The 22,614-nt window shown below is 59.8% G+C and carries 22 protein-coding genes; 14 read left to right on the top strand and 8 right to left on the bottom strand.

What is annotated here, in order from left to right:
- Positions 1-9: 9 nt before the first annotated feature.
- From APH41_RS05860 to dksA, 4 genes are all read right to left on the bottom strand, one after another.
- Positions 10-2,964: a sensor histidine kinase gene (locus APH41_RS05860; RefSeq protein ID WP_177333552.1), complete on the bottom strand. Its 2,955-nt coding sequence runs from the start codon at positions 2,962-2,964 to the stop codon at positions 10-12.
- Positions 2,948-3,124, bottom strand: coding sequence for a hypothetical protein (locus APH41_RS28725; protein ID WP_003176118.1), 177 nt, complete (start codon positions 3,122-3,124; stop codon positions 2,948-2,950). The genes APH41_RS05860 and APH41_RS28725 overlap by 17 nt, the downstream gene beginning before the upstream one ends.
- A 62-nt stretch (positions 3,125-3,186) precedes the next feature.
- Positions 3,187-4,074 (bottom strand): tRNA glutamyl-Q(34) synthetase GluQRS, encoded by an 888-nt coding sequence (gene gluQRS / locus APH41_RS05850; RefSeq protein WP_054917957.1) that lies wholly within the window; start codon positions 4,072-4,074, stop codon positions 3,187-3,189.
- Between the two features lie 83 nt (positions 4,075-4,157).
- A complete protein-coding gene (gene dksA, locus APH41_RS05845; RefSeq protein ID WP_003194150.1) occupies positions 4,158-4,601 on the bottom strand; it encodes an RNA polymerase-binding protein DksA in 444 nt (147 codons plus the stop codon).
- A 320-nt stretch (positions 4,602-4,921) separates the two neighbouring features.
- Between dksA and APH41_RS05840 the strand changes: the two genes are divergently transcribed.
- On the top strand, positions 4,922-6,094 hold the full coding sequence (locus tag APH41_RS05840; RefSeq protein WP_054898029.1) for a pyridoxal phosphate-dependent aminotransferase: 1,173 nt from the start codon (positions 4,922-4,924) through the stop codon (positions 6,092-6,094).
- Positions 6,094-6,807, top strand: a complete 714-nt coding sequence (gene sfsA, locus APH41_RS05835) for a DNA/RNA nuclease SfsA (RefSeq protein WP_014719939.1) — start codon at positions 6,094-6,096, stop codon at positions 6,805-6,807. The genes APH41_RS05840 and sfsA overlap by 1 nt, the downstream gene beginning before the upstream one ends.
- On the opposite strand, the gene APH41_RS05830 is transcribed toward sfsA, so the two are convergent.
- On the bottom strand, positions 6,804-7,121 hold the full coding sequence (locus APH41_RS05830; protein ID WP_054917955.1) for a Rieske (2Fe-2S) protein: 318 nt from the start codon (positions 7,119-7,121) through the stop codon (positions 6,804-6,806). The two genes, sfsA and APH41_RS05830, sit on opposite strands and share 4 nt — an antisense overlap.
- 156 nt (positions 7,122-7,277) lie before the next feature.
- On the opposite strand from APH41_RS05830, the gene APH41_RS05825 reads away from it, so the two are divergent.
- The 3 genes from APH41_RS05825 to APH41_RS05815 are packed head-to-tail and all read left to right on the top strand — an operon-like array spanning position 7,278 to position 9,957.
- Positions 7,278-8,156 (top strand): hemin ABC transporter substrate-binding protein, encoded by an 879-nt coding sequence (locus APH41_RS05825; protein WP_054917953.1) that lies wholly within the window; start codon positions 7,278-7,280, stop codon positions 8,154-8,156.
- The gene (locus APH41_RS05820) at positions 8,153-9,190 is read left to right on the top strand and encodes an iron ABC transporter permease (RefSeq protein WP_054917951.1); all 1,038 of its coding nucleotides are present in this window, start codon (positions 8,153-8,155) and stop codon (positions 9,188-9,190) included. Before APH41_RS05825 ends, APH41_RS05820 begins: the two co-directional genes overlap by 4 nt.
- Positions 9,190-9,957, top strand: coding sequence for a heme ABC transporter ATP-binding protein (locus tag APH41_RS05815; RefSeq protein ID WP_054917949.1), 768 nt, complete (start codon positions 9,190-9,192; stop codon positions 9,955-9,957). The genes APH41_RS05820 and APH41_RS05815 overlap by 1 nt, the downstream gene beginning before the upstream one ends.
- Before the next feature lie 243 nt (positions 9,958-10,200).
- Here APH41_RS05815 and APH41_RS05810 read toward each other — a convergent pair whose 3' ends face one another.
- The 3 genes from APH41_RS05810 to APH41_RS05800 all read right to left on the bottom strand — a co-directional run bounded on the left by APH41_RS05810 (position 10,201) and on the right by APH41_RS05800 (position 12,671).
- Entirely contained in the window at positions 10,201-10,473 is a 273-nt protein-coding gene (locus APH41_RS05810; protein WP_003194139.1) for a TfoX/Sxy family protein, read from the bottom strand.
- A gap of 204 nt (positions 10,474-10,677) precedes the next feature.
- Positions 10,678-11,022 carry a pentapeptide repeat-containing protein gene (locus APH41_RS05805; RefSeq protein WP_034127023.1) on the bottom strand — a complete coding sequence of 115 codons (345 nt, stop codon included), beginning with the start codon at positions 11,020-11,022 and terminating at the stop codon, positions 10,678-10,680.
- A 92-nt stretch (positions 11,023-11,114) separates the two neighbouring features.
- A complete protein-coding gene (locus APH41_RS05800; RefSeq protein ID WP_054917947.1) occupies positions 11,115-12,671 on the bottom strand; it encodes a bifunctional aminoglycoside phosphotransferase/ATP-binding protein in 1,557 nt (518 codons plus the stop codon).
- Positions 12,672-12,789: 118 nt separating this feature from the next.
- Here APH41_RS05800 and mrcB point away from each other — a divergent pair, with 118 nt between their 5' ends.
- From mrcB to msrQ, 9 genes are all read left to right on the top strand, one after another.
- Positions 12,790-15,114, top strand: a complete 2,325-nt coding sequence (mrcB, locus tag APH41_RS05795) for a penicillin-binding protein 1B (protein WP_054917944.1) — start codon at positions 12,790-12,792, stop codon at positions 15,112-15,114.
- Positions 15,115-15,130: 16 nt separating this feature from the next.
- Positions 15,131-15,865: a M48 family metallopeptidase gene (locus APH41_RS05790; RefSeq protein WP_054917942.1), complete on the top strand. Its 735-nt coding sequence runs from the start codon at positions 15,131-15,133 to the stop codon at positions 15,863-15,865.
- Positions 15,865-16,194 (top strand): YqcC family protein, encoded by a 330-nt coding sequence (locus tag APH41_RS05785; RefSeq protein ID WP_034127027.1) that lies wholly within the window; start codon positions 15,865-15,867, stop codon positions 16,192-16,194. The genes APH41_RS05790 and APH41_RS05785 overlap by 1 nt, the downstream gene beginning before the upstream one ends.
- A gap of 432 nt (positions 16,195-16,626) precedes the next feature.
- The gene (locus tag APH41_RS05780; protein ID WP_014719928.1) at positions 16,627-18,351 is read left to right on the top strand and encodes an acetolactate synthase 3 large subunit; all 1,725 of its coding nucleotides are present in this window, start codon (positions 16,627-16,629) and stop codon (positions 18,349-18,351) included.
- A gap of 2 nt (positions 18,352-18,353) precedes the next feature.
- On the top strand, positions 18,354-18,845 hold the full coding sequence (gene ilvN, locus APH41_RS05775; RefSeq protein WP_003176102.1) for an acetolactate synthase small subunit: 492 nt from the start codon (positions 18,354-18,356) through the stop codon (positions 18,843-18,845).
- A 46-nt stretch (positions 18,846-18,891) separates the two neighbouring features.
- Positions 18,892-19,908 (top strand): ketol-acid reductoisomerase, encoded by a 1,017-nt coding sequence (ilvC, locus tag APH41_RS05770; RefSeq protein ID WP_054917939.1) that lies wholly within the window; start codon positions 18,892-18,894, stop codon positions 19,906-19,908.
- A 144-nt stretch (positions 19,909-20,052) separates the two neighbouring features.
- Positions 20,053-20,910 (top strand): CDP-diacylglycerol--serine O-phosphatidyltransferase, encoded by an 858-nt coding sequence (gene pssA / locus APH41_RS05765; protein ID WP_014719927.1) that lies wholly within the window; start codon positions 20,053-20,055, stop codon positions 20,908-20,910.
- A 63-nt stretch (positions 20,911-20,973) separates the two neighbouring features.
- Positions 20,974-21,987, top strand: coding sequence for a protein-methionine-sulfoxide reductase catalytic subunit MsrP (msrP, locus tag APH41_RS05760; RefSeq protein ID WP_054917937.1), 1,014 nt, complete (start codon positions 20,974-20,976; stop codon positions 21,985-21,987).
- On the top strand, positions 21,987-22,607 hold the full coding sequence (msrQ, locus tag APH41_RS05755) for a protein-methionine-sulfoxide reductase heme-binding subunit MsrQ (protein WP_034127029.1): 621 nt from the start codon (positions 21,987-21,989) through the stop codon (positions 22,605-22,607). Before msrP ends, msrQ begins: the two co-directional genes overlap by 1 nt.
- Positions 22,608-22,614: the final 7 nt, after the last annotated feature.

Below are 22,614 nucleotides of genomic sequence, written 5' to 3'. Positions count from 1 at the left end.
TCGACGGTCTCAGTTCACAGCGGACGTCGCTTCGACATGACGCGGCAAGGTCACCCGGATACGGGTGCCGCGTTGGCTTTGTGTGTCAGCCGGGCTGTCGATGGTGATTTGTCCATAATGCTCTTCAACGATGGAATAGACCAGTGCAAGGCCCAGACCGGTACCTTCACCGGGGTCCTTGGTGGTGAAGAAGGGTTCGAACAATCGGTCCATGATGTTCTGTGGAATGCCGCTGCCTTCGTCTTCCACGATCAGGTCGACCGTGTGCTCGAAAGCCTCGCTCTTGACGCGTACAGCACTGCCGGCCGGCGACGCGTCGCGGGCGTTGGACAGCAGGTTGATCAGCACCTGGGCCAGGCGTTGTGAGTCGCCATCGACCCAATGCTCCGGATCGCACAGGTTAAAGAACTGTACTTCGAAATTGCGCCGGTTCAAGGCCAACAGCCCAATGGCATCCTGGGCCACTTCGGCCAGGCACACCGCTTCGTCCTGATTCTGATGGGCGCCGGAGTGGGCAAAGCTCATCAACGACTGGACGATGCGTGAAACCCGCTTGGTCTGTTCAAGGATTTGCCCGCTGATTTCGGTGATTTCCCCGTCTTCTTCACGCTCTTCCCGCAGGTTTTGCGCCAGGCAGGCGATACCGGTGATCGGGTTACCGATTTCATGAGCAACGCCGGCCGCCAGGCGCCCAATGCTGGCCAGGCGTTCGGAGTGCACCAGCTTGTCTTCGAGCATCTGTGTATCGGTCAAATCTTCTACCAGCAGCACCAGGCCGCTGTTACCCGGCGCCAGAGGTTCGTCGATGGCCGCTTTGTGCAAGTTGAGCCAGCGGGTCTGGCCGTCGAGGGCCAAGTGCTGTTTGTGCAAGTGCTCGTCTGGCAGGTTGATGAAACCCTGCAGCAGCTCTTTCCAGGGATCGCCCAGGGTATTGAGGCGCGAACCCACCACCCGCTGGGCGGCGATGCCGGTGAGTTCTTCCATGGCCTTGTTCCACATCAGGATTTCCTGGTCCTTGGCCAGGGAACACACGCCCATCGGCAGTTCCTGCAGAGTCTGGCGGTGGTAACGGCGCAGGGCATCGAGTTCGGCCGCCAGGCCCGTGAGGCGCGAGTGGTAATCCTCCAGCCGGCTTTCGATGAAGTGGATGTCTTCGGTGACGTAGTTTTCGCCACCGGCCTTGTAGGGCAAGAAGGTTTCCACCATGTCCTGGGACACGCTCGGCCCCATCAACCCGGACAGGTTGGCTTCGATACGGTCACGCAGGCGGCGCAGGGCATAGGGGCGGCGCTCGTCAAATGGCAGGTAGAGGTCGCGCAGCGCCTGTTCGACTTCCTTTTGTGCGGCCTTGGCACCCAGGGGCTTGGCCAGTTGTGTGGCGAACTCTTGGGGCGAGGCCGCATGCAGTTCGCGGCGTTGCGGGCGGCGCACGTTATCCACCGCGCAGGCTTCGGCGGCGCTGGTTTCTTCGGCGCTGGCGTTGGTGAACAGCGAGATCAGGGTGAACATCAGTACGTTGGCGGCCAGCGAGGCGATTGCAGCCATGTGCCAACTGGTGTCGTCCAGCACGTAAATCATGTTCAGCAAGGGGATATAGAAGCCCTGCAAGTTGCCGACCAGCGGTAGCAGCATGGTCACGGTCCACACCAGGATCCCGGCCAGCAGCCCTGCAATGAAGCCACGGCGATTGGCGGTCGGCCAGTACAGCACCGACAACACGCCCGGCAGAAATTGCAACGTGGCGACAAACGCGACGATGCCGAGGTTGGCCAGGTCTTGCCCGGCGCCCAGCAGCAGATAAAACGCGTAGCCGGCCATGATGATCGCGACGATCAGCGCGCGTCGGGTCCATTTCAACCAACGGTAGATATTGCCCTCGGCCGGCGGCTGGTACAGCGGCAGTACCAAGTGATTGAGCGCCATGCCCGAGAGTGCCAGGGTGGTGACGATGATCAACCCGCTGGCGGCCGACAACCCCCCGACATAGGCCAGCAGCGCCAGAGCCGGGCTGTTGGCGGCAATACCGATGCCCAGGGTGAAATACTCAGGGTTGGTGGTGGCCCCCAGTTTCAGGCCGGCCCACAGGATCAGCGGCACCGCCAGGCTCATCAGCAACAGGAACAGCGGCAAGCCCCAGCTGGCGCTGACCAACGAGCGCGGGTTGAGGTTCTCGGTGAAGGTCATGTGGTACATGTGCGGCATCACGATCGCCGAGGCGAAGAACACCAGCAGCAGCGTACGCCATGGGCCTTCCTGCAAGGGCGTATGCAAGGCGGCGAGGGCGGTCTGGTTTTGCAGCAGCCACAGCTCCAGCTGTTGGGGGCCGTCGAACACGCCGTAGAGCGCATAAAGACCGACACCGCCGATGGCGATCAGCTTGATGACCGACTCAAAGGCAATCGCAAACACCAGGCCCTGGTGTTTCTCGCGGGTGGCGATATGGCGAGAGCCAAAGAAGATGGTGAACAAGGTGATCAGCGCGCAGAACGCCAGGGCAACCCGATGTTGCACGGGCTCGCGGGTCAGGATGCTGATGGAGTCAGCCACCGCCTGGATCTGCAGGGCCAGCAACGGCAGCACGCCGATCAACATGAAGATCGTGGTCAGCGCGCCGGCCCAGGTGCTGCGAAAGCGAAAGGCGAACAGGTCTGCCAGGGAGGACAGCTGGTAAGTCCGGGTGATTTTCAGGATCGGATACAGTAGCACCGGCGCCAACAGGAACGCGCCGGACACCCCCAGGTAACTGGAGAGAAAGCCGTAGCCGTACTGATAGGCCAGCCCCACCGTGCCGTAGAACGCCCAGGCACTGGCGTAGACGCCCAGGGACAAGGTGTAGGTCAACGGATGGCGAATGATCGCCCGCGGAATCATTCCGCGCTCACTGATCCAGGCCACGCCGAATAACGCAGCCAGGTAGGCGGCGCTGATCAGCAGCATCTGGGCGAGACTAAAGCTCATCGGCATCTTTTTGGCTCTGCAGGATGAAGGTCACGACGATCAGGATCAGCCATAGCAGATAAGGGCGATACCAGGCGCCCGTGGCGTCGATCCACCAATCCATGATGGCGGGGGAGAACAGGTAGATCCCGACGACCAGCAGCAGGACCAAACGATAGATGTACATGTTGGCCTCTGATTAAAAATCTGCCGCGATGTTAACGGATGATGGGCAACCTGCAAGCGCCTTCAACTCAATTGCGCTTCGGCCAGGGTCAGTGTGCGCGGGATGCGGGTGGCGTCCCAGTGTGCAATGCCCCAATCCAGCAGTTCTCGTGGGCTGGCGTACTGCAACTGCGCGTCGGGCTGTTGGCCAAGGGCACGCAGCGCTCTGAGCAGCAAAGGCGTGGCCTGGTCGGCTGTCAACGGTGGAGAGCGGTAGGACTTGCCCAGCTTGTTGCCGTCTGGCTGCACGATCAGCGGCACGTGCAAGTAACGGGGTTGGCGCAGGCCGAGCAGTTCTTGCAAGTAAAGCTGGCGCGGCGTGGAGTCGAGCAGGTCGGCGCCGCGTACGATATCGGTTACACCTTGCCAGGCGTCGTCGAGCACCACCGCCAGTTGGTAGGCGTAGAGGCCATCGCGCCGACGAATGATGAAGTCGCCGGCACCGCGCCCCAGATGTTGCCGGAACTCGCCCTGGACGCGGTCGACAAAGTGATATTCCAACTCGGGCACGCGCAGGCGGATCGCGGCATCCTGCTGTTCGTGGCCGGCATTGCGGCACAAGCCTGGGTAAATCCCGTTGTAGGGCTCCAATTGCTTGCGCGAGCAGGTGCAGGCGTAGGCCAGGCCGTGGTTGAACAGGTCGTTGAGCACTTTAGCGTAGGCATCATGCCGCTCGCTCTGGCGAACCAGTTCGCCATCCCATTCAAAGCCATAGCTTTCCAGCGCATGCAGGATCGCCGCCTGAGCGCCGGGCTCTTCACGGGGAGGGTCAAGGTCTTCCATGCGCATCAACCAACGGCCGTGGTGGGCGCGTGCATCGAGGTAGGAGGCGAGGGCGGCAACCAGGGAACCGAAGTGCAAATGGCCGCTGGGTGTGGGGGCGAAACGCCCAATATAGGTAGAGGCTGTCATGGCCCGGATACTACTGCATAACCGGTAAACGCCAGAAACAAAAATGGAGCGTTCGCACGCTCCATTCGTTCAGCTCGGCAAAGTTACTTGCCGACCTGTTTTTCCTTGATTTCAGCCAAGGTCTTGCAGTCTACGCACAGGTCCGCGGTTGGACGGGCTTCCAGTCGGCGAATACCGATTTCGACGCCGCAGGATTCACACCAGCCGTATTCTTCGTCTTTGATCAGTTGCAGGGTCTTGTCGATCTTCTTGATCAACTTGCGCTCGCGATCGCGGGCGCGCAGTTCGAGGGCGAACTCTTCTTCCTGGCTGGCGCGATCGGCCGGGTCAGGGAAGTTGGCCGCTTCATCCTTCATATGGTCAACCGTACGGTCGACTTCCTGCATCAAGTCCTGTTTCCACTTGTTGAGGATCTTGGTGAAGTGCTCGCGCATGGGCTCGCCCATGTACTCCTCGCCCTTTTTTTCGACATAGGGTTCGAAGCCGCCGAGGCCTTGAGTCTGCTGTTGCTTTGCTTGGGTGGACATGAATAGACCGCCTCTCACTCTTCTAATCCATTGCGCAGGATTGCAACGTCACCGACACCTGCCGGCCCTGCGGCTGCAAGCGGGCGAACTTACCAGATAGATTCAGGGTGCGCTACTCCCGGTTGTCGAGGCCCAAGGCAAAGGGGTTGCAAACCGCAGCAGCCCGCCATGACTGGGTATGTATCGCCTCGAATGTTGATTTTAGCTGTTTTACGAGCGCGCGCAGGGTGCACTTGCAGCCCCAATCAGGCAATAGAGCATGTTTTACCGTGAGGGTTCGGTAGAATCCAGATTTTGTCCTCACCGTCTAAGGAAGGCTAATGGCTCAGCCCTACAGTGCGCGTAGTCGCGCCATCGAACCTTTTCATGTCATGGCGTTACTGGCGCGTGCCAATGAGCTGCAGGCAGCCGGTCACGACGTGATCCACCTGGAAATCGGCGAGCCGGACTTCACCACCGCCGAGCCGATCATACAGGCCGGCCAAGCGGCGTTGGCAAACGGTAAAACGCGCTACACCGCCGCCCGCGGCTTGCCCGAGTTGCGCGAGGCCATCAGTGGTTTCTACCAGCAACGCTACGGATTGAGCATCGACCCGCAGCGCATTCTGGTCACCCCCGGTGGCTCCGGCGCGTTATTGCTGGCCAGCAGTTTGCTGGTGGATCCGGGTAAGCATTGGCTGCTGGCGGACCCAGGCTACCCCTGCAACCGGCACTTCCTGCGCCTTGTGGAAGGCGCGGCGCAGTTGGTGCCGGTCGGCCCAGACGTACGCTACCAGTTGACCGCCGATCTGGTGGCCAGGCATTGGGACCAGGACAGTGTCGGTGCATTGGTGGCATCGCCCGCCAACCCCACCGGCACGATCCTCACCCGGGACGAGTTGGCTGGGCTGTCGGGCGCCATCAAGGCGCGCAACGGTCACCTGGTGGTCGACGAGATTTATCACGGACTCACCTACGGCACCGACGCCGCCAGCGTGCTGGAAGTCGATGATGACGCCTTTGTCCTGAATAGTTTTTCGAAGTATTTCGGCATGACCGGCTGGCGCCTCGGTTGGCTGGTGGCCCCCCCTGAAGCGGTGGGTGAACTGGAGAAATTGGCGCAGAACCTCTACATCAGTGCGCCAAGCATGGCCCAGCATGCCGCCTTGGCCTGTTTCACCCCGCAAACCCTGGAGATTCTGGAGCAGCGCCGTGCCGAATTTGGTCGCCGCCGTGACTTCCTGCTGCCGGCCCTGCGTGAGCTGGGGTTCGGTATCGCCGTGGAGCCCGAAGGTGCTTTTTATCTGTATGCCGATATCAGCGCGTTCGGCGGCGATGCCTTCGCGTTTTGCCGGCATTTCCTCGAAACCGAACATGTGGCCTTTACGCCCGGGTTGGATTTCGGTCGCTACCAGGCGGGGCACCATGTGCGTTTTGCCTACACGCAAAACCTTGATCGGCTGCAAGAAGCGGTGGAGCGGATTGCCCGTGGTTTGCGGAGTTGGCAAGGCTGATGCGTTTTAATCCTCCTCTTGAAGAAGGGCGGCTGATCCGCCGCTACAAGCGCTTTCTCACCGATATCGAAACCGTTACCGGCGAGTTGCTCACCATTCACTGCCCTAACACCGGTTCGATGCTCAACTGCATGGTCGAAGGTGGCCAGGTCTGGTTCAGCCGTTCCACTGACCCCAAGCGCAAGCTGCCGGGCACGTGGGAAATTGCCGAAACGCCCCAGGGCCGGCTGGCGTGCGTCAACACCGCGCGTGCCAATCAATTGGTGGAAGAAGCCCTGCTGGCCGGTGTGATCACTGAACTCAACGGCTTTACCGCGTTGAAGCGTGAGGTGCCTTATGGCCAGGAGAAAAGCCGCATCGACTTTCGCCTGGATTACCCCCAAGGCGCTGCGTTTGTCGAGGTCAAAAGCGTCACCCTGGGCTTTGATGGCAGCTCAGTGGCGGCTTTCCCCGATGCGGTGACGCAGCGCGGTGCCAAGCACTTGCGTGAGCTGGCTCATCTGGCTCGCGACGGTATACGGGCGGTGCAGTTGTATTGCGTGAACCTGTCGGGGATCGACGCGGTCCGCCCGGCTGTGGAAATCGACGCCGGTTATGCGGCGGCGCTACGTGAGGCCAAGGCTGCAGGTGTGGAGGTGCTCGCCTACGGCGTACGGGTCACGCCGCAGGAGATTTACGTCGAGCGTCGGTTGAAGGTGCTGCTGGGCGACTAGAGATCGACCCACAATCCCTGTTCGTCTTCACGGCCGGGCAGGGCCGTGAGGTGTTGGCCTGCGCAGGGCCCGGCGATGCACTCGCCGCTTTCAATCAGGAACAATGCGCCATGGGTGGCGCATTGGATCAGGCTGGCGCTGTCGTCGAGGAAGCGATCAGGTTGCCATTCCAGCGGGATGCCGCGATGAGGGCAGCGGTTGAGATAGAAGTACGCAATGCCGTCCCGACGCACCGCCAACAGCCTGTGGCCATCGATATCAAAACCGCGGCTGCTGTTGGGGGCGAGGTCGCCTGAGGTGCAGAGAAGCTTCATTTCAATCCTTAAGTGCCTTGACGTTCAAATGCAAACAATTATCAAATGCCCGCTTCGCCCGTCAGCTGACTGGGTGCTCAATACGATGCCTGGCAGGGGTTATCTGTCACATCAATGAGTGCTTGAGTGGCCCTGCCCTAGGAAGGAAACCCTGTTATGCGCCTGAGTACCAGCGCTATTGCGCTTGTTGCCTCACTGCTGATCAACACTGGGGCGCACGCCTCTGAACTGCCGCAACGCTGGGTCAGTGCCGGCGGGGCGCTATCGGAATGGGTGGTGGCCATGGGCGGTGAAGCGAAGTTGGTCGGGGTGGATACCACCACTCAGCATCCCGCCTCGCTCAAGGCCTTGCCGAGCATTGGTTACCAGCGGCAGTTGTCGGCCGAAGGCATTCTCAGCCTGCGCCCGCAAATCCTTGTGGGCACGGAGGAAATGGGGCCACCGCCGGTGCTGGCGCAGATTCGCAGTGCCGGGGTGCAGGTGGAGATGTTCTCGGCCCAGCCGGATTTGCCCACGCTCAAAGGCAACCTTGCACACTTGGGGAAACTGCTCGGCAGTGAGGCCCAGGCTAATGCCTTGTTTGCCGGGTATGAGCATGCGTTGGTACAGCAAAAAAATTGGGTGGCCAAGGCCCAGGCCACGCAAAAGGCTCCAGGCGTGCTGTTGCTGCTCGGCCATGCCGGTGGCAAGCCGCTGATCGCGGGCAAGGACACCGCCGCTGATTGGATGTTGCAGCAGGCTGGGGGGCGTAATCTCGCCACGCATGTGGGATACAAGCCGTTTTCCGTCGAATCGCTGGCAGGGTTGAGCCCTGAGGTGCTGGTATTTGCCGATCGCGCCTTGACCGGTGACGCGGCGCGCGCAGCCTTGTTCAAGGAAAATCCGATCCTTGCCTCTACGCCGGCAGCCAAGAGTGGCCGTGTCTTCGAACTGGATCCGACCTTGCTGGTAGGCGGCCTTGGGCCCCGATTGCCGCAAAGCCTGGAGAAACTGTCTGCCGGTTTTTATCCGTCCCAGCCTAAGCCTGCTCCATGACCACTCTGGTTAAGCCAAAAACGCTGTTTATCGGGCTGTCGCTGCTGTATGTATTGGCGATCTGGCTCTCATTGGCACTGGGGCCGGTCAGCCTGCCGTTAGTGGACACCCTCAGGGCTGCGTTAAGGCTGATGGGCTTACCGATTGAGGCCCAGGGGTTGGAGCAGGCCGAGTTGATCCTGGGGCAGATTCGCCTGCCGCGAACCCTGTTGGGGATGGCGGTCGGCGGTGTGCTGGCGTTGTCGGGCGTGGCGATGCAGGGGTTGTTCCGCAACCCGCTGGCCGACCCTGGCTTGGTAGGGGTATCCAGCGGTGCCGCGCTGGGAGCGGCGGTGGCGATTGTCGGTGGCTCGCTATTTGGCGGGCTGCCGGATGCTTTCGGGCCGTACCTGTTGTCGCTGTGCGCCTTCCTCGGTGGCCTGGGCGTCACGGCACTGGTCTATCGCCTGGGGCGTCGCAATGGCCAGACCAATGTCGCGACGATGTTGCTTGCCGGTATCGCGCTGACGGCCCTGGCCAGTTCCACCGTAGGCCTGTTTACCTATCTGGCGGACGATGCCACCTTGCGCACCCTCACGTTCTGGAACCTGGGCAGCCTCAATGGCGCAAGTTATTCAAGGTTGTGGCCCTTGCTGCTGGTGAGTGCAGGGGTGGCGCTGTGGTTACCGCGCCGGGCCAAGGCGCTGAACGCGTTGTTGCTGGGTGAGTCCGAGGCCAACCATCTGGGTATTGATGTCGAGGGGCTCAAGCGCGAGTTGGTGTTCTGCACGGCCCTGGGCGTTGGCGCCGCAGTAGCAGCGGCGGGCATGATTGGTTTTGTCGGGTTGGTGGTGCCACATCTGGTGCGGCTGCTGGCGGGCCCGGACCATCGGGTATTGTTGCCGGCTTCAGTGCTGGCGGGTGCGAGCCTGCTGTTGTTTGCTGATTTGGTGGCGCGTCTGGCGTTGGCGCCGGCGGAGCTGCCGATCGGTATTGTCACTGCGTTTATCGGTGCGCCGTTTTTCCTCTATTTATTATTACGAGGGCGCGCCTGATGTTGCGGGTAGAAGCGTTGCAGATCCGGCGCGGTGGTAAGACCGTGCTGGCCGATGTCACCTTGGACCTATTGCCGGGCGAAGTGCTGGGCGTGCTGGGCCCCAATGGCGCCGGTAAAAGTACCTTGCTTGGGGCGCTGTGCGGGGAGCTGCAGCCGGATCAGGGCAAGGTGTGGCTGGATCAGCAGGCGCTCAAGCACATGACAGGTGTGCAACGTGCTCAGCGCCTGGCGGTGCTGCCACAATCCTCCACCCTGGACTTTGCCTTTCGTGTCGAAGAGGTGGTGGGCATGGGCCGCTTGCCTCATCAGACCGGGCGAGTGCGCGACGACGAAATCATCAACGCCGCGCTGCAGGCTGCTGATGTAGGCCATCTGAGTGGCCGCAGTTACCTGGATTTGTCGGGTGGCGAGCGGCAGCGTGTGCACCTGGCACGGGTATTGGCGCAGTTATGGCCGGGTGAGGCAGGGCAGACGTTGCTGCTGGATGAGCCCACATCAATGCTCGACCCTCTGCACCAACACACAACCTTGCAAGCTATCCGACATTTTGCCGACAGAGGCGCTGCGGTGCTGGTCATCCTGCATGATTTGAACCTGGCGGCGCGCTACTGCGACCGGATCCTGTTGCTGGAAAACGGCCGCCCCCACGCGTTGGATACGCCCTCTAAAGTCCTGCAACCAGAGCCACTGAAGGCTGTATTCGGTCTGGATGTGTTGGTACAGCCGCATCCGGAGCGCGGGCATCCGTTGATCATTGCGCGTTAAGGCCGGTTAATTCGCGGGCAAAAAAAGACCCGGCAAGAGCCGGGTCAAATAACCGTGATTAGCCTGATGAGGAGATAATCTGAGAGTCCGAACCAATGGTCTTTCAGTTATCGGCTGATCTCGCGACCAGTTGTGATAATCATAACGATTCTCATTTGAGAGTCAACATTTGTTTTTCTGCTTCATCCAGTTTTCTCAAACGCTCGTTTGCAATGCCCATCAACACTGGGTTTGAGTGCCGCTCTAGTTCTTCTGATGTACTGAAATCGCTTCCAACTGACGGTTCAAGGCCTCCTTGCGCTCCGTGGGTATGTCGTTCCAGTGCACATCCATCAATGCCCCTTCAATGGCATACAGCAGAACCTTCGAAGCTCGAAACCCGCGCGTGCGCACGGCTCGGTAGGCATCGACCGCCCCTAGCCGGCGCAAGTCGGACGCGCTGTGGATGCCCACCGCATGCAGCCACTGCGCTGACGTCTTGCCAAGGTTTTTCAGGTGTTGCAGCTCATCGTTCATCAAGCCTCCTTGCGTTGGCCGAATGGTGCGGTGGGTGTCGTGACCAGGCAGCCTGAAAATGAGTGTAGCGCTCAGTAGGAAAAGCGTGGTTCTTTGGTCAGAAAGGGCTGAAAAGCTTATAAGGATGGCGCGACGGCGCTTGCTCGCAGGCAGGCGCAAAGTGCCCGGCAGGCAGGGGGGCTGGCCGGTACTCGGTGTGTGGGGTTACTTGGTGCGGTAGCGCAGGCGAGTGCCGAAATTGACCGACATGAGTATTTCGTCAGCCGTGAGTTCGGGCGGGAAATAAGCACCCGAAATCTGCGCATGGGCCAGGCTGGCGCCTTCCAGTGAGCAGCCACGCAAGTCCAGGCCGCGCAGGTCGGCAGAGCGAAAATAGGCGTCGGTGAAGTCAATACCGGTGGCGTTCAGGTCGCGCAGGTCCAGCCCTCGAAAGTCGCCACCGCGCATGTCGATGGGGCCATTTTCAGGGCGCTCCTGGTTGAAGCCGCGGATGTCGTCCTTGTGCAGGAAGGCGTAGAGCGGGGTATCAAGAAGCTTTGGCTGACTCATGATCGCGACTCTGGTTGGCGTTATAGAGCCATTATAGTGCCACTATCGCTGGGTCGCGCGCCGAAGACGACGACGCGACCAAGAAATATTTCTTACAGGCCCGGCAGGTGTTGACGGATATGCCCGACCAACGCGTCGAGCGTCCCGCTTTCATTGGTCTCCACACGCTTGCTGAGCAGCAGCTCCTCGGCCGTCAGCGGGTCACGACTGGCTTGTTGTTCTTCGATAACGGCCAGTGTGGCGTCAGACGGATCGTTTTTATCCGCCTGGCGTTGTGCCAGCCAACTGGTGATAACGGCTTGCGGGGCGTTGCAGTCGAGGATCAGGAACGGCGCCCCAGTGGCTTCGGCAACCTGAGCGGCGGCCTCACGCTGTGCGCGTTTCAGGAAAGTGGCATCCAGCACCACCGGGTAGCCGGCGCGCAGCACGGTGTCGGCAATCTCGTTCAGGCGTGCGTAGGTGGCAGCGCTGGCGTCCTGATTGTAGATACCGGCCTGCAGGGTGTTCTCTACCTGTTGTTCGCCAAACAGGCGCTTGCGCTCTACATCCGAACGCAGGCGTACCGCGCCCAGGGCTTCGACCAGGCGCATGGCCACGTGGCTCTTGCCCACGGCTGAAACGCCATGGGTGATTGCCAGGAAGCGCGAAGGGATAGTGCTGTAGTTTTCCGCCAGGTTGGCGTAGTTGCGGTACTGGCGCAGGGTGGTAGCGCGTTGCACCGGGTTGGCTTCGCTCGGCATGCTGAACAGCGCGACCTTGGCGCGCACCAATGCACGGTAGGCTTTATAGAAGTTCAGGAGCTCCAGGCCCTGGTAGTCGCCGGTCAATTCCAGATACTGACTTATGAAGCGCCGTGCCAGGCATTTCAGGCCACGATCTTCCAGGTCCATCGCCAAAAAAGCGGTGTCGGCGTACACGTCGGTAAAGCGGAAAGGCTCGTTGAACTCGATGCAGTCGAAGATCACCACGCGGCCATCAATCAGCGTGGCGTTGCCCAGGTGAATGTCGCCGTGGCATTCGCGGGTATAGCCATCGAGCTTGCGCTGCGCAAGCAAAGGCTTGAGGCGTTCGAAGCTGCTTTCAGCCCAGGCTTGCAGAGCCTCCAGCTGAGTCAGGTCGGCCTTGTCGCTGAGGAACGGGCGGATCTGGTCAAAGTTCTGGCGTACCGGAGCCATCACCTCTTCCGGCGTGCCGGCGGGGTGATCTTGCGGGACTTTGGGGGCGCTGAGGTGGAATTGCGCAATCTGCTTGGCCATCTCATCGATGTGCGCGCTGGTCAGTTCGCCGTTGGCTTGCAGGGTGCTGAGCATCTGGCTTTGCGGGAACTGGCGCATTTTCAGCGCGTACTCGATGGCCGGGCCATCGCCACCCAGTTGCGGCGCCTCGGCAGTGCCGGTAATCGGCAACACTTCAAGATACAAATCTTCGGTCAGGCGCTGGTTGAGGCGCAGTTCCTCGTGGCAGAAATGCCCGCGGTCGTCCAGATTGGTGAAGTCCAGGAAGCCGAAGTTCATCGGTTTCTTCAGCTTATATGCATAGGGGCCCGTCAGTATTACCCAGGAAATATGGGTCTCGATGACTTGAAACGCGTCAACCGGATGAGGGTACAAGGCCGGGTTTTGCAGGGCAGCGATCAGGGTCTGGCTCACGGGCGATCCTTCAAAGTCGGGGGAAAATCATGGGGGGCATTATGGCTGCTGATGCCAGTCGTGCAAACCGCTGTCCGGCTCATGTTGATCATCAATAAAGTGCGTATAATCCGCCGCCATGACTCGAACCCGATCTCCCCGTTCCCGTAAAAAACCTCCTTCCCGCGGCCCGCGCCCTTGGCTGGGCTGGGTGATCAAGCTTGGCCTGGTGGGCCTTGTGGCGGTCGCCGGCCTTGCGGTGTACCTCGATGCCGTGGTGCAGGAAAAATTCTCCGGCAAGCGCTGGACGATTCCGGCCAAGGTGTATGCACGCCCGCTGGAGCTGTTCTCCGGCCAGAAGCTGAGCAAGGATGACTTCCTTACCGAGCTCGATGCGCTGGGCTACCGCCGCGAACCCGTGAGCAATGGCCCTGGCGCTGCGGCGGTCAGCGGTAATACCGTCGACCTGAACACCCGTGGCTTCCAGTTCTACGAAGGCCTGGAAAAAGCCCAGCCGGTGCGCGTGCGTTTCTCTGGCGACTATGTGGCTGAGCTGTCGTCGCTCAATGGCTCCAAGCTGCCGGTGGTGCGTCTTGAACCGTTGCTGATCGGCGGTATTTACCCGAAAAATCTTGAAGATCGCATCCTGATCAAGCTCGATCAGGTACCGCCGTATCTGCTCGAAACCCTGGTCGCTGTCGAAGACCGCGATTTCTATAGCCACTGGGGTGTGTCGCCGAAGTCGATCGCCCGTGCTATCTGGGTCAACACGTCCGGCGGCAAGATGACCCAGGGCGGCAGTACGCTGACCCAGCAACTGGTCAAGAACTTCTACCTGACCAACGAACGCAGCCTGACCCGTAAACTCACCGAAGCCATGATGGCGATGTTGCTGGAGCTGCATTACAGCAAGCAGGAAATCCTCGAGGCTTACCTCAACGAGGTATTCGTCGGTCAGGATGGCCAGCGCGCCGTGCACGGTTTTGGCCTGGCCAGCCAGTTCTTCTTCGGGCAGCCGTTGTCCGAATTGAAATTGCATCAGGTTGCGTTGCTGGTGGGGATGGTCAAGGGGCCGTCCTATTACAACCCGCGCCGCAACCCGGAGCGTGCGCTTGAACGTCGCAACCTGGTGCTCGATGTACTGGAGCAGCAGGGTGTGGCCACCGCTGAACAAGTGGCCGCTGCGAAAAAAATGCCACTGGGTGTGACAACCCGCGGCAAGCTGGCGGATAGCTCGTTCCCGGGCTTTATCGACCTGGTCAAGCGCCAACTGCGCGAAGACTACCGCGACGAAGACTTGACCGAAGAGGGGCTGCGGATCTTCACCAGCTTCGACCCCATCCTGCAGATGAAGGCCGAAGCGTCGGTCAACGACACCTTCAAGCGCCTGACTGGCCGTAAGGGCTCGGATGAAGTCGAGGCCGCCATGGTCGTGACCAATCCGGAAACCGGGGAGGTCCAGGCCATGATCGGCAGCCGCCAGGCCAGTTTCGCCGGTTTCAACCGCGCACTGGATGCCGTGCGGCCGATTGGCTCGCTGGTCAAGCCTGCGGTTTATCTCACTGCACTGGAAAAACCCAGCAAGTACACGCTGACCAGTTGGCTGTCCGATGACCCGCTGTCGATCAAAGGCGCGGATGGCCAGGTATGGACGCCCAAGAACTTCGACCGCCGTTCCCATGGCACGGTGTTCCTGTATCAAGGATTGGCGCATTCCTACAACATCTCGACCTCGCGTCTGGGGCTTGAAGTGGGTGTGCCGAACGTGCTGAAGACTCTGGCGCGACTGGGAGTCGAACGCGAATTCCCGGCGTTCCCGTCCATGCTCCTGGGCGCTGCGGCCATGACGCCGATGGAAGTGACCACCATGTACCAGACCCTGGCCAATGGTGGCTTCAATACGCCGATGCGCGGTATTCGCAGTGTGCTGACCGCCGATGGCGAACCGCTCAAGCGTTACCCGTTCCAGATTCAGCAGCGCTTCGACGCGGGCTCCATCTACCTGATCCAGAACGCCATGCAGCGCGTGATGCGCGAGGGTACGGGGCGTTCGGTCTACAGCGTGCTGCCGTCGAACCTGACCCTGGCGGGCAAGACCGGTACCAGTAACGACTCCCGCGACAGCTGGTTCGCAGGTTTCGGCCAGGATGTACTGGCCGTGGTATGGCTGGGGCGCGACGACAATGGCAAGACGCCGTTCACCGGTGCCACCGGCGCGCTGCAGGTATGGACTAGTTTCATGCGCAAGGCTGACCCGTTGCCGCTCAACATGCCGCAGCCGGACAATATTGTGCAGGCCTGGATTGATCCGCACACCGGCCAAGGCTCCGATGCCAACTGTCCGGGCGCGGTGCAGATGCCGTATATTCGCGGCAGCGAACCACCACCCGGCCCTGCGTGCGGTGGCAGTGCTCCTGCTGACGCGGATTCGGTGATGGATTGGGTCAAGGGCTGGATGAATTAAGCAAAGAGGGTTTCAAGTGAACAAGTTGTGGATTCCAGCAATTACGGCTCTGGCTTTGCTCGGCGGTTGCTCCAGCGTGCAGCGCGGCTCTATCCCTGTGGTGGACTCAAGCACGTCCGTTTCCAATAACGACCGCATTTCGGCCAATGGCGGCTTCCGTCAGACCGTGGTCAAACGGCCAGCCCAAGCTGCAACCCAGGCAATTCCCCAGGATTCCGGCGTCGTAGTGATGGTGCCCGGCAGTGGGGCTGCAACCTCGGCGCCTATCAGTGCCGAGCCATGGACCCCAGGCCCGAGCACTTCCGGGCCGGTGAACTCCACGCCGATTCAAACCGCGCCGGTCAATCAGGGCACCTACAACATGCCTTCGACGCCGAGCGGTATTCCCTCATCGTCCAGTGCGGGCGGGTTATCGGCGGACGAACAACTCGATGGCCCGGTGCTGGCGTTGCTCACCACCGCTCAGCAGCAGCAGGCGGGTGGCGATTTGAATGGCGCCTCGTCGAGCCTTGAACGTGCCCAGCGCGTGGCGCCGCGTGAGCCACAAGTGCTCTATCGCCTGGCCCAGGTGCGCATGGCCCAGGGCGATGCGCCCCAGGCGGAGCAATTCGCTCGCCGTGGCCTGAGCCTGGCCAATGGGCGCCCAGACCTGCAAGCCAGCCTGTGGGCCTTGATCGGGGATGCGCGTGCCGCCCAGGGCGATGCAGCGGGTGCCGCCCAGGCGCGGCAAAAAGCCAAGGTCAGCCTCTGATGGATGCGCGTTTTCCCGCGATTGCCGAGCAGTTATTGCTGATCGAGCGCGAACTGCGCGTGCAGGGCTGGTGGGATGAAGTATCCCCCGGTGTTGAAGCCCTCAGCAGCGTCGAACCCTTTTCCGTCGATACTCTTGATTTCCACCAATGGCTGCAGTGGATCTTCCTCGCGCGTATGAAGCAGATCCTGGAACAGGACCTGCCCTTGCCGAATGCGTCGGGGATCCTGGAAATGGCCGAGATGGTCTACGCCGACCGGCCGCGGGAGAGCCTCGGCTTGCGTAACGCGCTGAAAAAGTTCGATCAATTGATCGCCGACGCTCGTTAATTGCCTGACTGCCGGTTTTTCCGGCAGTCTTGCGCACATTTCTACCGCTTGACGACATTCAGGCGAGTTTTATCCCTCCTCAAAGCCCTTTCTTCTGCGTTCTCATGCGCTTAGTTGGAAAAAAGCGCAATTATTGCTTGACTTGAAGGGCGTGAAACAGAAGAATCCAAAGTCCGCTGTATCGGGACTGCCAGAAGCAGGCCCGCTCAGCAGATCATGAGGCGCACATCCGCGCCGACCTGTAACACCCGCAACGCGTTACCTCGCGCTGGGTGGGAAAAGCCCGCAACACTTGGGACGATCCCAATACTTGCTCAGTCAGTGCTGACGTAGTCGGCGACCACCGTCGCTCATGCTCTGTTGAGAAGTAAACCTATTAAGACCCGTCGGTTTTTTAACGGACGGTATTCTGGCGTTTTAGAGGTGAACAACGTGGAGCTTTTATCTGGCGGTGAGATGCTCGTCCGCTTTTTGCGTGACGAAGGCGTCGACTATATCTACGGGTACCCAGGTGGTGCTCTGCTGCATGTCTACGACGCACTGTTCAAGGAACCGGCTGTTACCCACATCCTGGTTCGCCACGAACAGGCCGCGACCCATATGGCTGACGGTTACGCCCGTGCCACCGGTAAAGCCGGCGTGGTACTGGTAACCTCCGGCCCAGGCGCAACCAATGCCATCACCGGCATCGCGACTGCGTATATGGACTCCATCCCGATGGTGATCATCTCTGGCCAGGTGCCTAGCACCATGGTCGGCACCGACGCTTTCCAGGAAACCGACATGATCGGTATTTCCCGCCCGATCGTGAAACACAGCTTCATGATCAAGCACGCGTCGGAAATCCCGGAAGTCATGAAAAAGGCGTTTTACCTCGCACAGTCCGGTCGCCCGGGCCCTGTGGTGGTCGATATCCCGAAAGACATGACCAACCCGGCCGAAAAATTCGAATACGTTTTTCCCAAGAAAGCCAAGCTGCGTTCCTACAGTCCGGCCGTCCGTGGGCACTCGGGGCAGATCCGCAAGGCGGCAGAAATGCTCCTGGCGGCCAAGCGCCCCGTGTTGTACTCCGGCGGTGGCGTGATTCTGGGCGGCGGTTCCGCGCCACTCACCGAACTGGCCAAGCTGCTCAACCTGCCGGTGACCAACACCCTGATGGGCCTCGGCGCATTCCCGGGTTCGGACCGTCAGTTTGTCGGCATGCTCGGCATGCACGGCAGCTACACCGCCAACCTCACCATGCACCACGCCGATGTGATCCTCGCCGTGGGCGCGCGGTTCGATGACCGAGTGATCAACGGCGCGAGCAAATTCTGCCCGAATGCCAAGATCATCCACATCGACATCGACCCGGCGTCCATCTCCAAGACCATCAAGGCCGATGTGCCAATCGTGGGGCCTGTAGAAAGTGTACTGACCGAAATGGTCGCTGCACTCAAGGACATCGGCGAAACGCCGAACAAGGAGTCCGTTGCCAGCTGGTGGAAGCAGATCGACGAATGGCGCGGTGATCGTGGCCTGTTCCCTTATGACAAGGGCGACGGCAGCATCATCAAGCCACAAACCGTGATCGAAACCCTGTGCGAAGTGACCAAGGGCGACGCCTTTGTGACCTCCGACGTGGGCCAGCACCAGATGTTCGCGGCGCAGTACTACAAGTTCGACAAGCCTAACCGCTGGATCAACTCCGGTGGCCTCGGCACGATGGGCTTTGGTTTCCCTGCGGCCATGGGGGTGAAACTGAGCTTCCCGGATGCCGACGTTGCCTGCGTCACCGGCGAAGGCAGCATCCAGATGAACATCCAGGAGCTGTCGACGTGCCTGCAATACGGTCTTCCCGTGAAGATCGTCTGCTTGAACAACGGCGTGCTCGGCATGGTTCGTCAATGGCAGGACATGAGCTACGGTAGCCGTCACTCCCATTCCTACATGGAATCGTTGCCGGATTTCATCAAGTTGGTTGAAGCCTATGGCCACGTCGGCATTCGCATCACTGATTTGAAAGATCTGAAGCCGAAGATGGAAGAAGCGTTCGCCATGAAGGACCGCCTGGTGTTCATCGATATTCAGGTGGATACCAGCGAGCACGTCTACCCGATGCAGATCAAAGACGGCTCTATGCGCGACATGTGGCTGAACAAGACGGAGCGTACTTAATCATGCGGCATATTATCTCCCTGCTTCTGGAGAACGAACCCGGCGCTCTGTCTCGTGTTGTCGGCCTGTTTTCGCAACGCAACTACAACATCGAAAGCCTGACCGTGGCCCCGACCGAAGACCCGACCCTGTCGCGCCTGACGTTGACCACCGTAGGCCACGATGAGGTGATCGAGCAGATCACCAAGAACCTCAACAAGCTGATCGAAGTGGTCAAGCTGGTCGACCTGTCGGAAAGCGCTCACATCGAGCGCGAACTGATGCTGGTCAAGGTCAAGGCCACTGGCGCCCAGCGTGCCGAGATCAAGCGCACTACCGATATTTATCGCGGGCAGATCGTCGATGTGAGCGCCAGCGTTTATACCGTTCAACTGACCGGTACCAGCGACAAACTGGACAGCTTCATCCAGTCGATCGGGACGGCCTCGATTCTGGAAACCGTACGCAGTGGTGTCACCGGGATTGCCCGTGGCGACAAAGTACTCAGCATCTAACCCAATTAGCGAATGGCCTTACGGCCTGGATATATAGAGGAACCTCATGAAAGTTTATTACGATAAAGATTGTGACCTGTCGATCATCCAGGGCAAGAAAGTCGCCATCATCGGCTACGGTTCCCAGGGTCACGCTCAAGCGTGCAACCTGAAAGATTCCGGCGTTGACGTGACCGTTGGCCTGCGTAAAGGCTCGGCCACTGTCGCCAAGGCTGAAGCCCATGGCCTGAAAGTGACCGACGTTGCTTCTGCTGTTGCGGCTGCCGACCTGGTCATGATCCTGACCCCGGACGAGTTCCAGTCCTCGCTGTACAAGAACGAAATCGAGCCGAACATCAAGAAGGGCGCTACCCTGGCCTTCTCCCACGGCTTCGCGATTCACTACAACCAGGTCGTGCCGCGCGCTGACCTCGACGTGATCATGATCGCGCCGAAAGCACCGGGCCACACCGTGCGTTCCGAGTTCATCAAAGGCGGCGGTATCCCTGACCTGATCGCGATCTACCAGGATGCGTCGGGCAATGCCAAGAACGTTGCACTGTCCTACGCTGCTGGCGTGGGTGGCGGTCGTACCGGCATCATCGAAACCACGTTCAAGGACGAGACCGAAACCGACCTGTTCGGCGAACAAGCCGTTCTGTGCGGCGGTACCGTTGAGCTGGTAAAAGCTGGTTTCGAAACCCTGGTTGAAGCTGGCTACGCGCCGGAAATGGCCTACTTCGAATGCCTGCACGAACTCAAGCTGATCGTTGACCTCATGTACGAAGGCGGTATCGCCAACATGAACTACTCGATCTCCAACAACGCCGAGTACGGCGAGTACGTGACCGGTCCGGAAGTGATCAACGCCGAGTCCCGTCAGGCCATGCGCAACGCCCTGAAACGTATTCAGGACGGCGAATACGCCAAAATGTTCATCAGCGAAGGCGCTACCGGCTACCCTTCGATGACCGCCAAGCGTCGTAATAACGCCGCTCACGGTATCGAAGTCATCGGCGAGCAACTGCGCTCCATGATGCCGTGGATCGGTGCCAACAAGATCGTCGACAAAGCCAAGAACTAAGTCGTACGCATCAAGGGAAAACGCGGCTTAGGCCGCGTTTTTTCGTTTGAGGGGTTGGTTCTGGTATAAAGCTGCATCGTTTGCAGGCGAACACTCGCTGCAAGTATCTGTCGAATTTTTTCACACCGTTGCAAGGTAAAGTCCATGAGCGAACGTCCCGAAGAGCCAAACCAGGCTTCCGACGCCGAAAGCATGCTGCCGATTGATGAACATGTCGAAGAAGGGCATGACGCCGAAGGCCGCAAGGTCCGGCATCGTGGCATCTATCTGCTGCCCAACCTGTTCACCACGGCGAATCTGTTCGCCGGCTTCTACTCCATCATCAACTCCATGAGTGCCCAGAGCGCGCTGGCGGCGGGTGATGCGGCGAGTGCCAGCAAATACTTTGGCTTTGCTGCTATCGCAATTTTCGTGGCCATGGTGCTCGACGGCCTGGATGGTCGCGTGGCGCGTATGACCAATACTCAAAGTGCTTTTGGCGCCGAGTACGACTCGTTGTCGGACATGGTTGCCTTTGGTGTTGCCCCCGCACTGCTGGCGTTTGCCTGGGCATTGGGTGACATGGGCAAGGTCGGCTGGATGGTTGCCTTCATCTATGTCGCGGGTGCCGCTTTGCGCCTGGCGCGCTTCAACACCCAGGTAGGGACTGCCGACAAGCGCTACTTCATCGGCCTTGCCAGCCCGGCAGCGGCGGGTGTTGTCGCGGGGATTGTATGGGCGTTCAGTGACTACGGGATTCAGGGATCGAAGATGTCGTTCCTGGTTGCCCTGATGGTGGCAGCGGCCGGCATGCTGATGGTCAGCAACATCAAGTACAACAGCTTCAAGGAATTTGACCTCAAGGGGCGCGTGCCTTTCGTGGCCATCCTTGTGGTGGTGCTGGTGTTCGCGGTCGTGTTCAGTGATCCACCGCGTATCCTGCTGCTGGCGTTCCTGGCCTATGCGGCTTCTGGCCCGATTCAGTACTTGTTGCGTCTGCGTCGGGACAAAACATTGTCTTAATGTAATTTCCCCCATACTCCGCAGTCTATTGGTGCATCAGTTCTCCAACGCTGCGGAGTTACCATGTTAATCAAATTACCCAAAGCGTCCGATTGTCACGAATCGGATGTCACGCCTGAATCTTTCTATCTCTCTCGCCGCAGCCTGCTCGGTGGTGCGCTTGCCGGTGTTGCCGCCAGCAGCTTGCCGCGTTGGGCCAGTGCCGGCGATGCTTCGCGGTATGCCGACGTCGAGCCGGGCAGTGCGCCCAACTGGTTTACGGAAAAACTTCCGAATGCGAAGTGGCAGTCGGTGACGGTCAAAGATGAGGCCATCACGCCATTCAAGGATGCAACTCACTACAACAACTTCTATGAGTTCGGGACAGGCAAGGGCGACCCGGCAACGAATGCGGGCTCGCTCAAGACGCAGCCCTGGAGTGTGGTGATTGATGGTGAAGTCGCAAAACCTGGGCGCTATGCCCTGGAGGACTTCATGAAACCCTATGCGCTGGAAGAGCGCATCTACCGCCTGCGTTGCGTCGAGGCATGGTCCATGGTGATTCCGTGGATAGGCTTTCCCATCTCGGCGTTGCTCAAGCAGGTCGAGCCAACCTCCAAAGCCAAGTACATCCGTTTTGAAACCCTTCAGGATCCCAAGAGCATGCCTGGGCAACGCTCAAGTTTCGGCTTGATCGATTGGCCTTATGTGGAAGGGCTGCGCCTGGATGAGGCGATGAATCCGTTGGCGATCCTCGCTGTGGGCATGTACGGGCGGGAGTTGCCTAACCAGAACGGTGCACCGTTGCGCTTGGTGGTGCCGTGGAAGTATGGCTTCAAGAGTGTGAAGTCCATCGTGCGTATCAGTCTGGTCAGTGAGCAGCCGAAAACGACCTGGCAGAGTATTGCATCTGATGAGTATGGGTTTTATGCGAATGTGAATCCTACGGTCGATCACCCGCGCTGGACCCAGGCGCGGGAGCGCCGTCTGCCGAGCGGCCTGTTTAGTCCGAATGTGCGCGAGACGCAGATGTTCAATGGCTATTCGGATGAGGTCGCTTCTTTATATACAGGCCTCGATCTGCGGAAGAACTACTGATGCGCTATCCCATCTGGCGCATCGGCGTGTTTGTAGCCGCAGCAGTGTGGCCATTGCTCTGGCTGTATGAAGCATGGAGTTCTGCGCTGGGGCCAGATCCAGGCAAGGTGCTCGTTGATCGCCTGGGTTTGGGGACGCTCATTTTATTGCTGATCACGCTTGCTATGACGCCGCTGCAGAAGTTGAGCGGTTGGGCGGGGTGGATAGCAGTGCGACGACAGTTGGGGCTGTGGTGCTTTGCTTATGTTGTGCTGCACCTGGCGGCCTATTGTGTGTTTGTCCTGGGGCTGGATTGGTCGCAGCTCGGCGTAGAGTTGAGCAAGCGGCCCTACATCATTGTGGGGGCGCTGGGGTTTGTTGCTCTCCTTATGTTGGCCGTTACGTCGAACCGCTATAGCCAGCGTCGGTTGGGTAGTCGCTGGAAGAAGCTGCATCGTCTGGTCTATGTGATTCTTGGGCTCGGTTTGCTGCACATGCTATGGATAGTGCGGGCGGATCTGAAGGAGTGGGCTATCTACGCTTCTATAGGTGCGCTACTTCTGTTGATGCGGGTGCCGCCGGTAATGCGTCGAATCCCTCGCCTTATTGCTAAAAAAGCGCCTTCTGCCACAAAAGCGTAATTAAGCC

The organism is Pseudomonas sp. NBRC 111138 (assembly GCF_001320835.1).
GTDB lineage: Bacteria > Pseudomonadota > Gammaproteobacteria > Pseudomonadales > Pseudomonadaceae > Aquipseudomonas > Aquipseudomonas paracarnis.
Note: the sequence above shows the minus strand (reverse complement) of the source record. Positions and strands in the feature narration are given on the sequence as shown.

Excerpts from the sequence above, each read along its gene's own strand:
- ilvC (WP_054917939.1), top strand. The coding sequence starts at position 18,892 with ATGAAAGTTTATTACGATAAAGATTGTGACCTGTCGATCATCCAGGGC.
- msrQ (WP_034127029.1), top strand. The coding sequence starts at position 21,987 with ATGCGCTATCCCATCTGGCGCATCGGCGTGTTTGTAGCCGCAGCAGTG.
- pssA (WP_014719927.1), top strand. The coding sequence starts at position 20,053 with ATGAGCGAACGTCCCGAAGAGCCAAACCAGGCTTCCGACGCCGAAAGC.
- APH41_RS05860 (WP_177333552.1), bottom strand. The coding sequence starts at position 2,964 with ATGCCGATGAGCTTTAGTCTCGCCCAGATGCTGCTGATCAGCGCCGCC.
- APH41_RS05785 (WP_034127027.1), top strand. The coding sequence starts at position 15,865 with ATGGATGCGCGTTTTCCCGCGATTGCCGAGCAGTTATTGCTGATCGAG.
- ilvN (WP_003176102.1), top strand. The coding sequence starts at position 18,354 with ATGCGGCATATTATCTCCCTGCTTCTGGAGAACGAACCCGGCGCTCTG.
- APH41_RS05825 (WP_054917953.1), top strand. The coding sequence starts at position 7,278 with ATGCGCCTGAGTACCAGCGCTATTGCGCTTGTTGCCTCACTGCTGATC.
- mrcB (WP_054917944.1), top strand. The coding sequence starts at position 12,790 with ATGACTCGAACCCGATCTCCCCGTTCCCGTAAAAAACCTCCTTCCCGC.
- APH41_RS05830 (WP_054917955.1), bottom strand. The coding sequence starts at position 7,121 with ATGAAGCTTCTCTGCACCTCAGGCGACCTCGCCCCCAACAGCAGCCGC.
- msrP (WP_054917937.1), top strand. The coding sequence starts at position 20,974 with ATGTTAATCAAATTACCCAAAGCGTCCGATTGTCACGAATCGGATGTC.
- APH41_RS05810 (WP_003194139.1), bottom strand. The coding sequence starts at position 10,473 with ATGAACGATGAGCTGCAACACCTGAAAAACCTTGGCAAGACGTCAGCG.
- APH41_RS05840 (WP_054898029.1), top strand. The coding sequence starts at position 4,922 with ATGGCTCAGCCCTACAGTGCGCGTAGTCGCGCCATCGAACCTTTTCAT.
- dksA (WP_003194150.1), bottom strand. The coding sequence starts at position 4,601 with ATGTCCACCCAAGCAAAGCAACAGCAGACTCAAGGCCTCGGCGGCTTC.
- APH41_RS28725 (WP_003176118.1), bottom strand. The coding sequence starts at position 3,124 with ATGTACATCTATCGTTTGGTCCTGCTGCTGGTCGTCGGGATCTACCTG.
- gluQRS (WP_054917957.1), bottom strand. The coding sequence starts at position 4,074 with ATGACAGCCTCTACCTATATTGGGCGTTTCGCCCCCACACCCAGCGGC.
- APH41_RS05805 (WP_034127023.1), bottom strand. The coding sequence starts at position 11,022 with ATGAGTCAGCCAAAGCTTCTTGATACCCCGCTCTACGCCTTCCTGCAC.
- APH41_RS05815 (WP_054917949.1), top strand. The coding sequence starts at position 9,190 with ATGTTGCGGGTAGAAGCGTTGCAGATCCGGCGCGGTGGTAAGACCGTG.
- sfsA (WP_014719939.1), top strand. The coding sequence starts at position 6,094 with ATGCGTTTTAATCCTCCTCTTGAAGAAGGGCGGCTGATCCGCCGCTAC.
- APH41_RS05820 (WP_054917951.1), top strand. The coding sequence starts at position 8,153 with ATGACCACTCTGGTTAAGCCAAAAACGCTGTTTATCGGGCTGTCGCTG.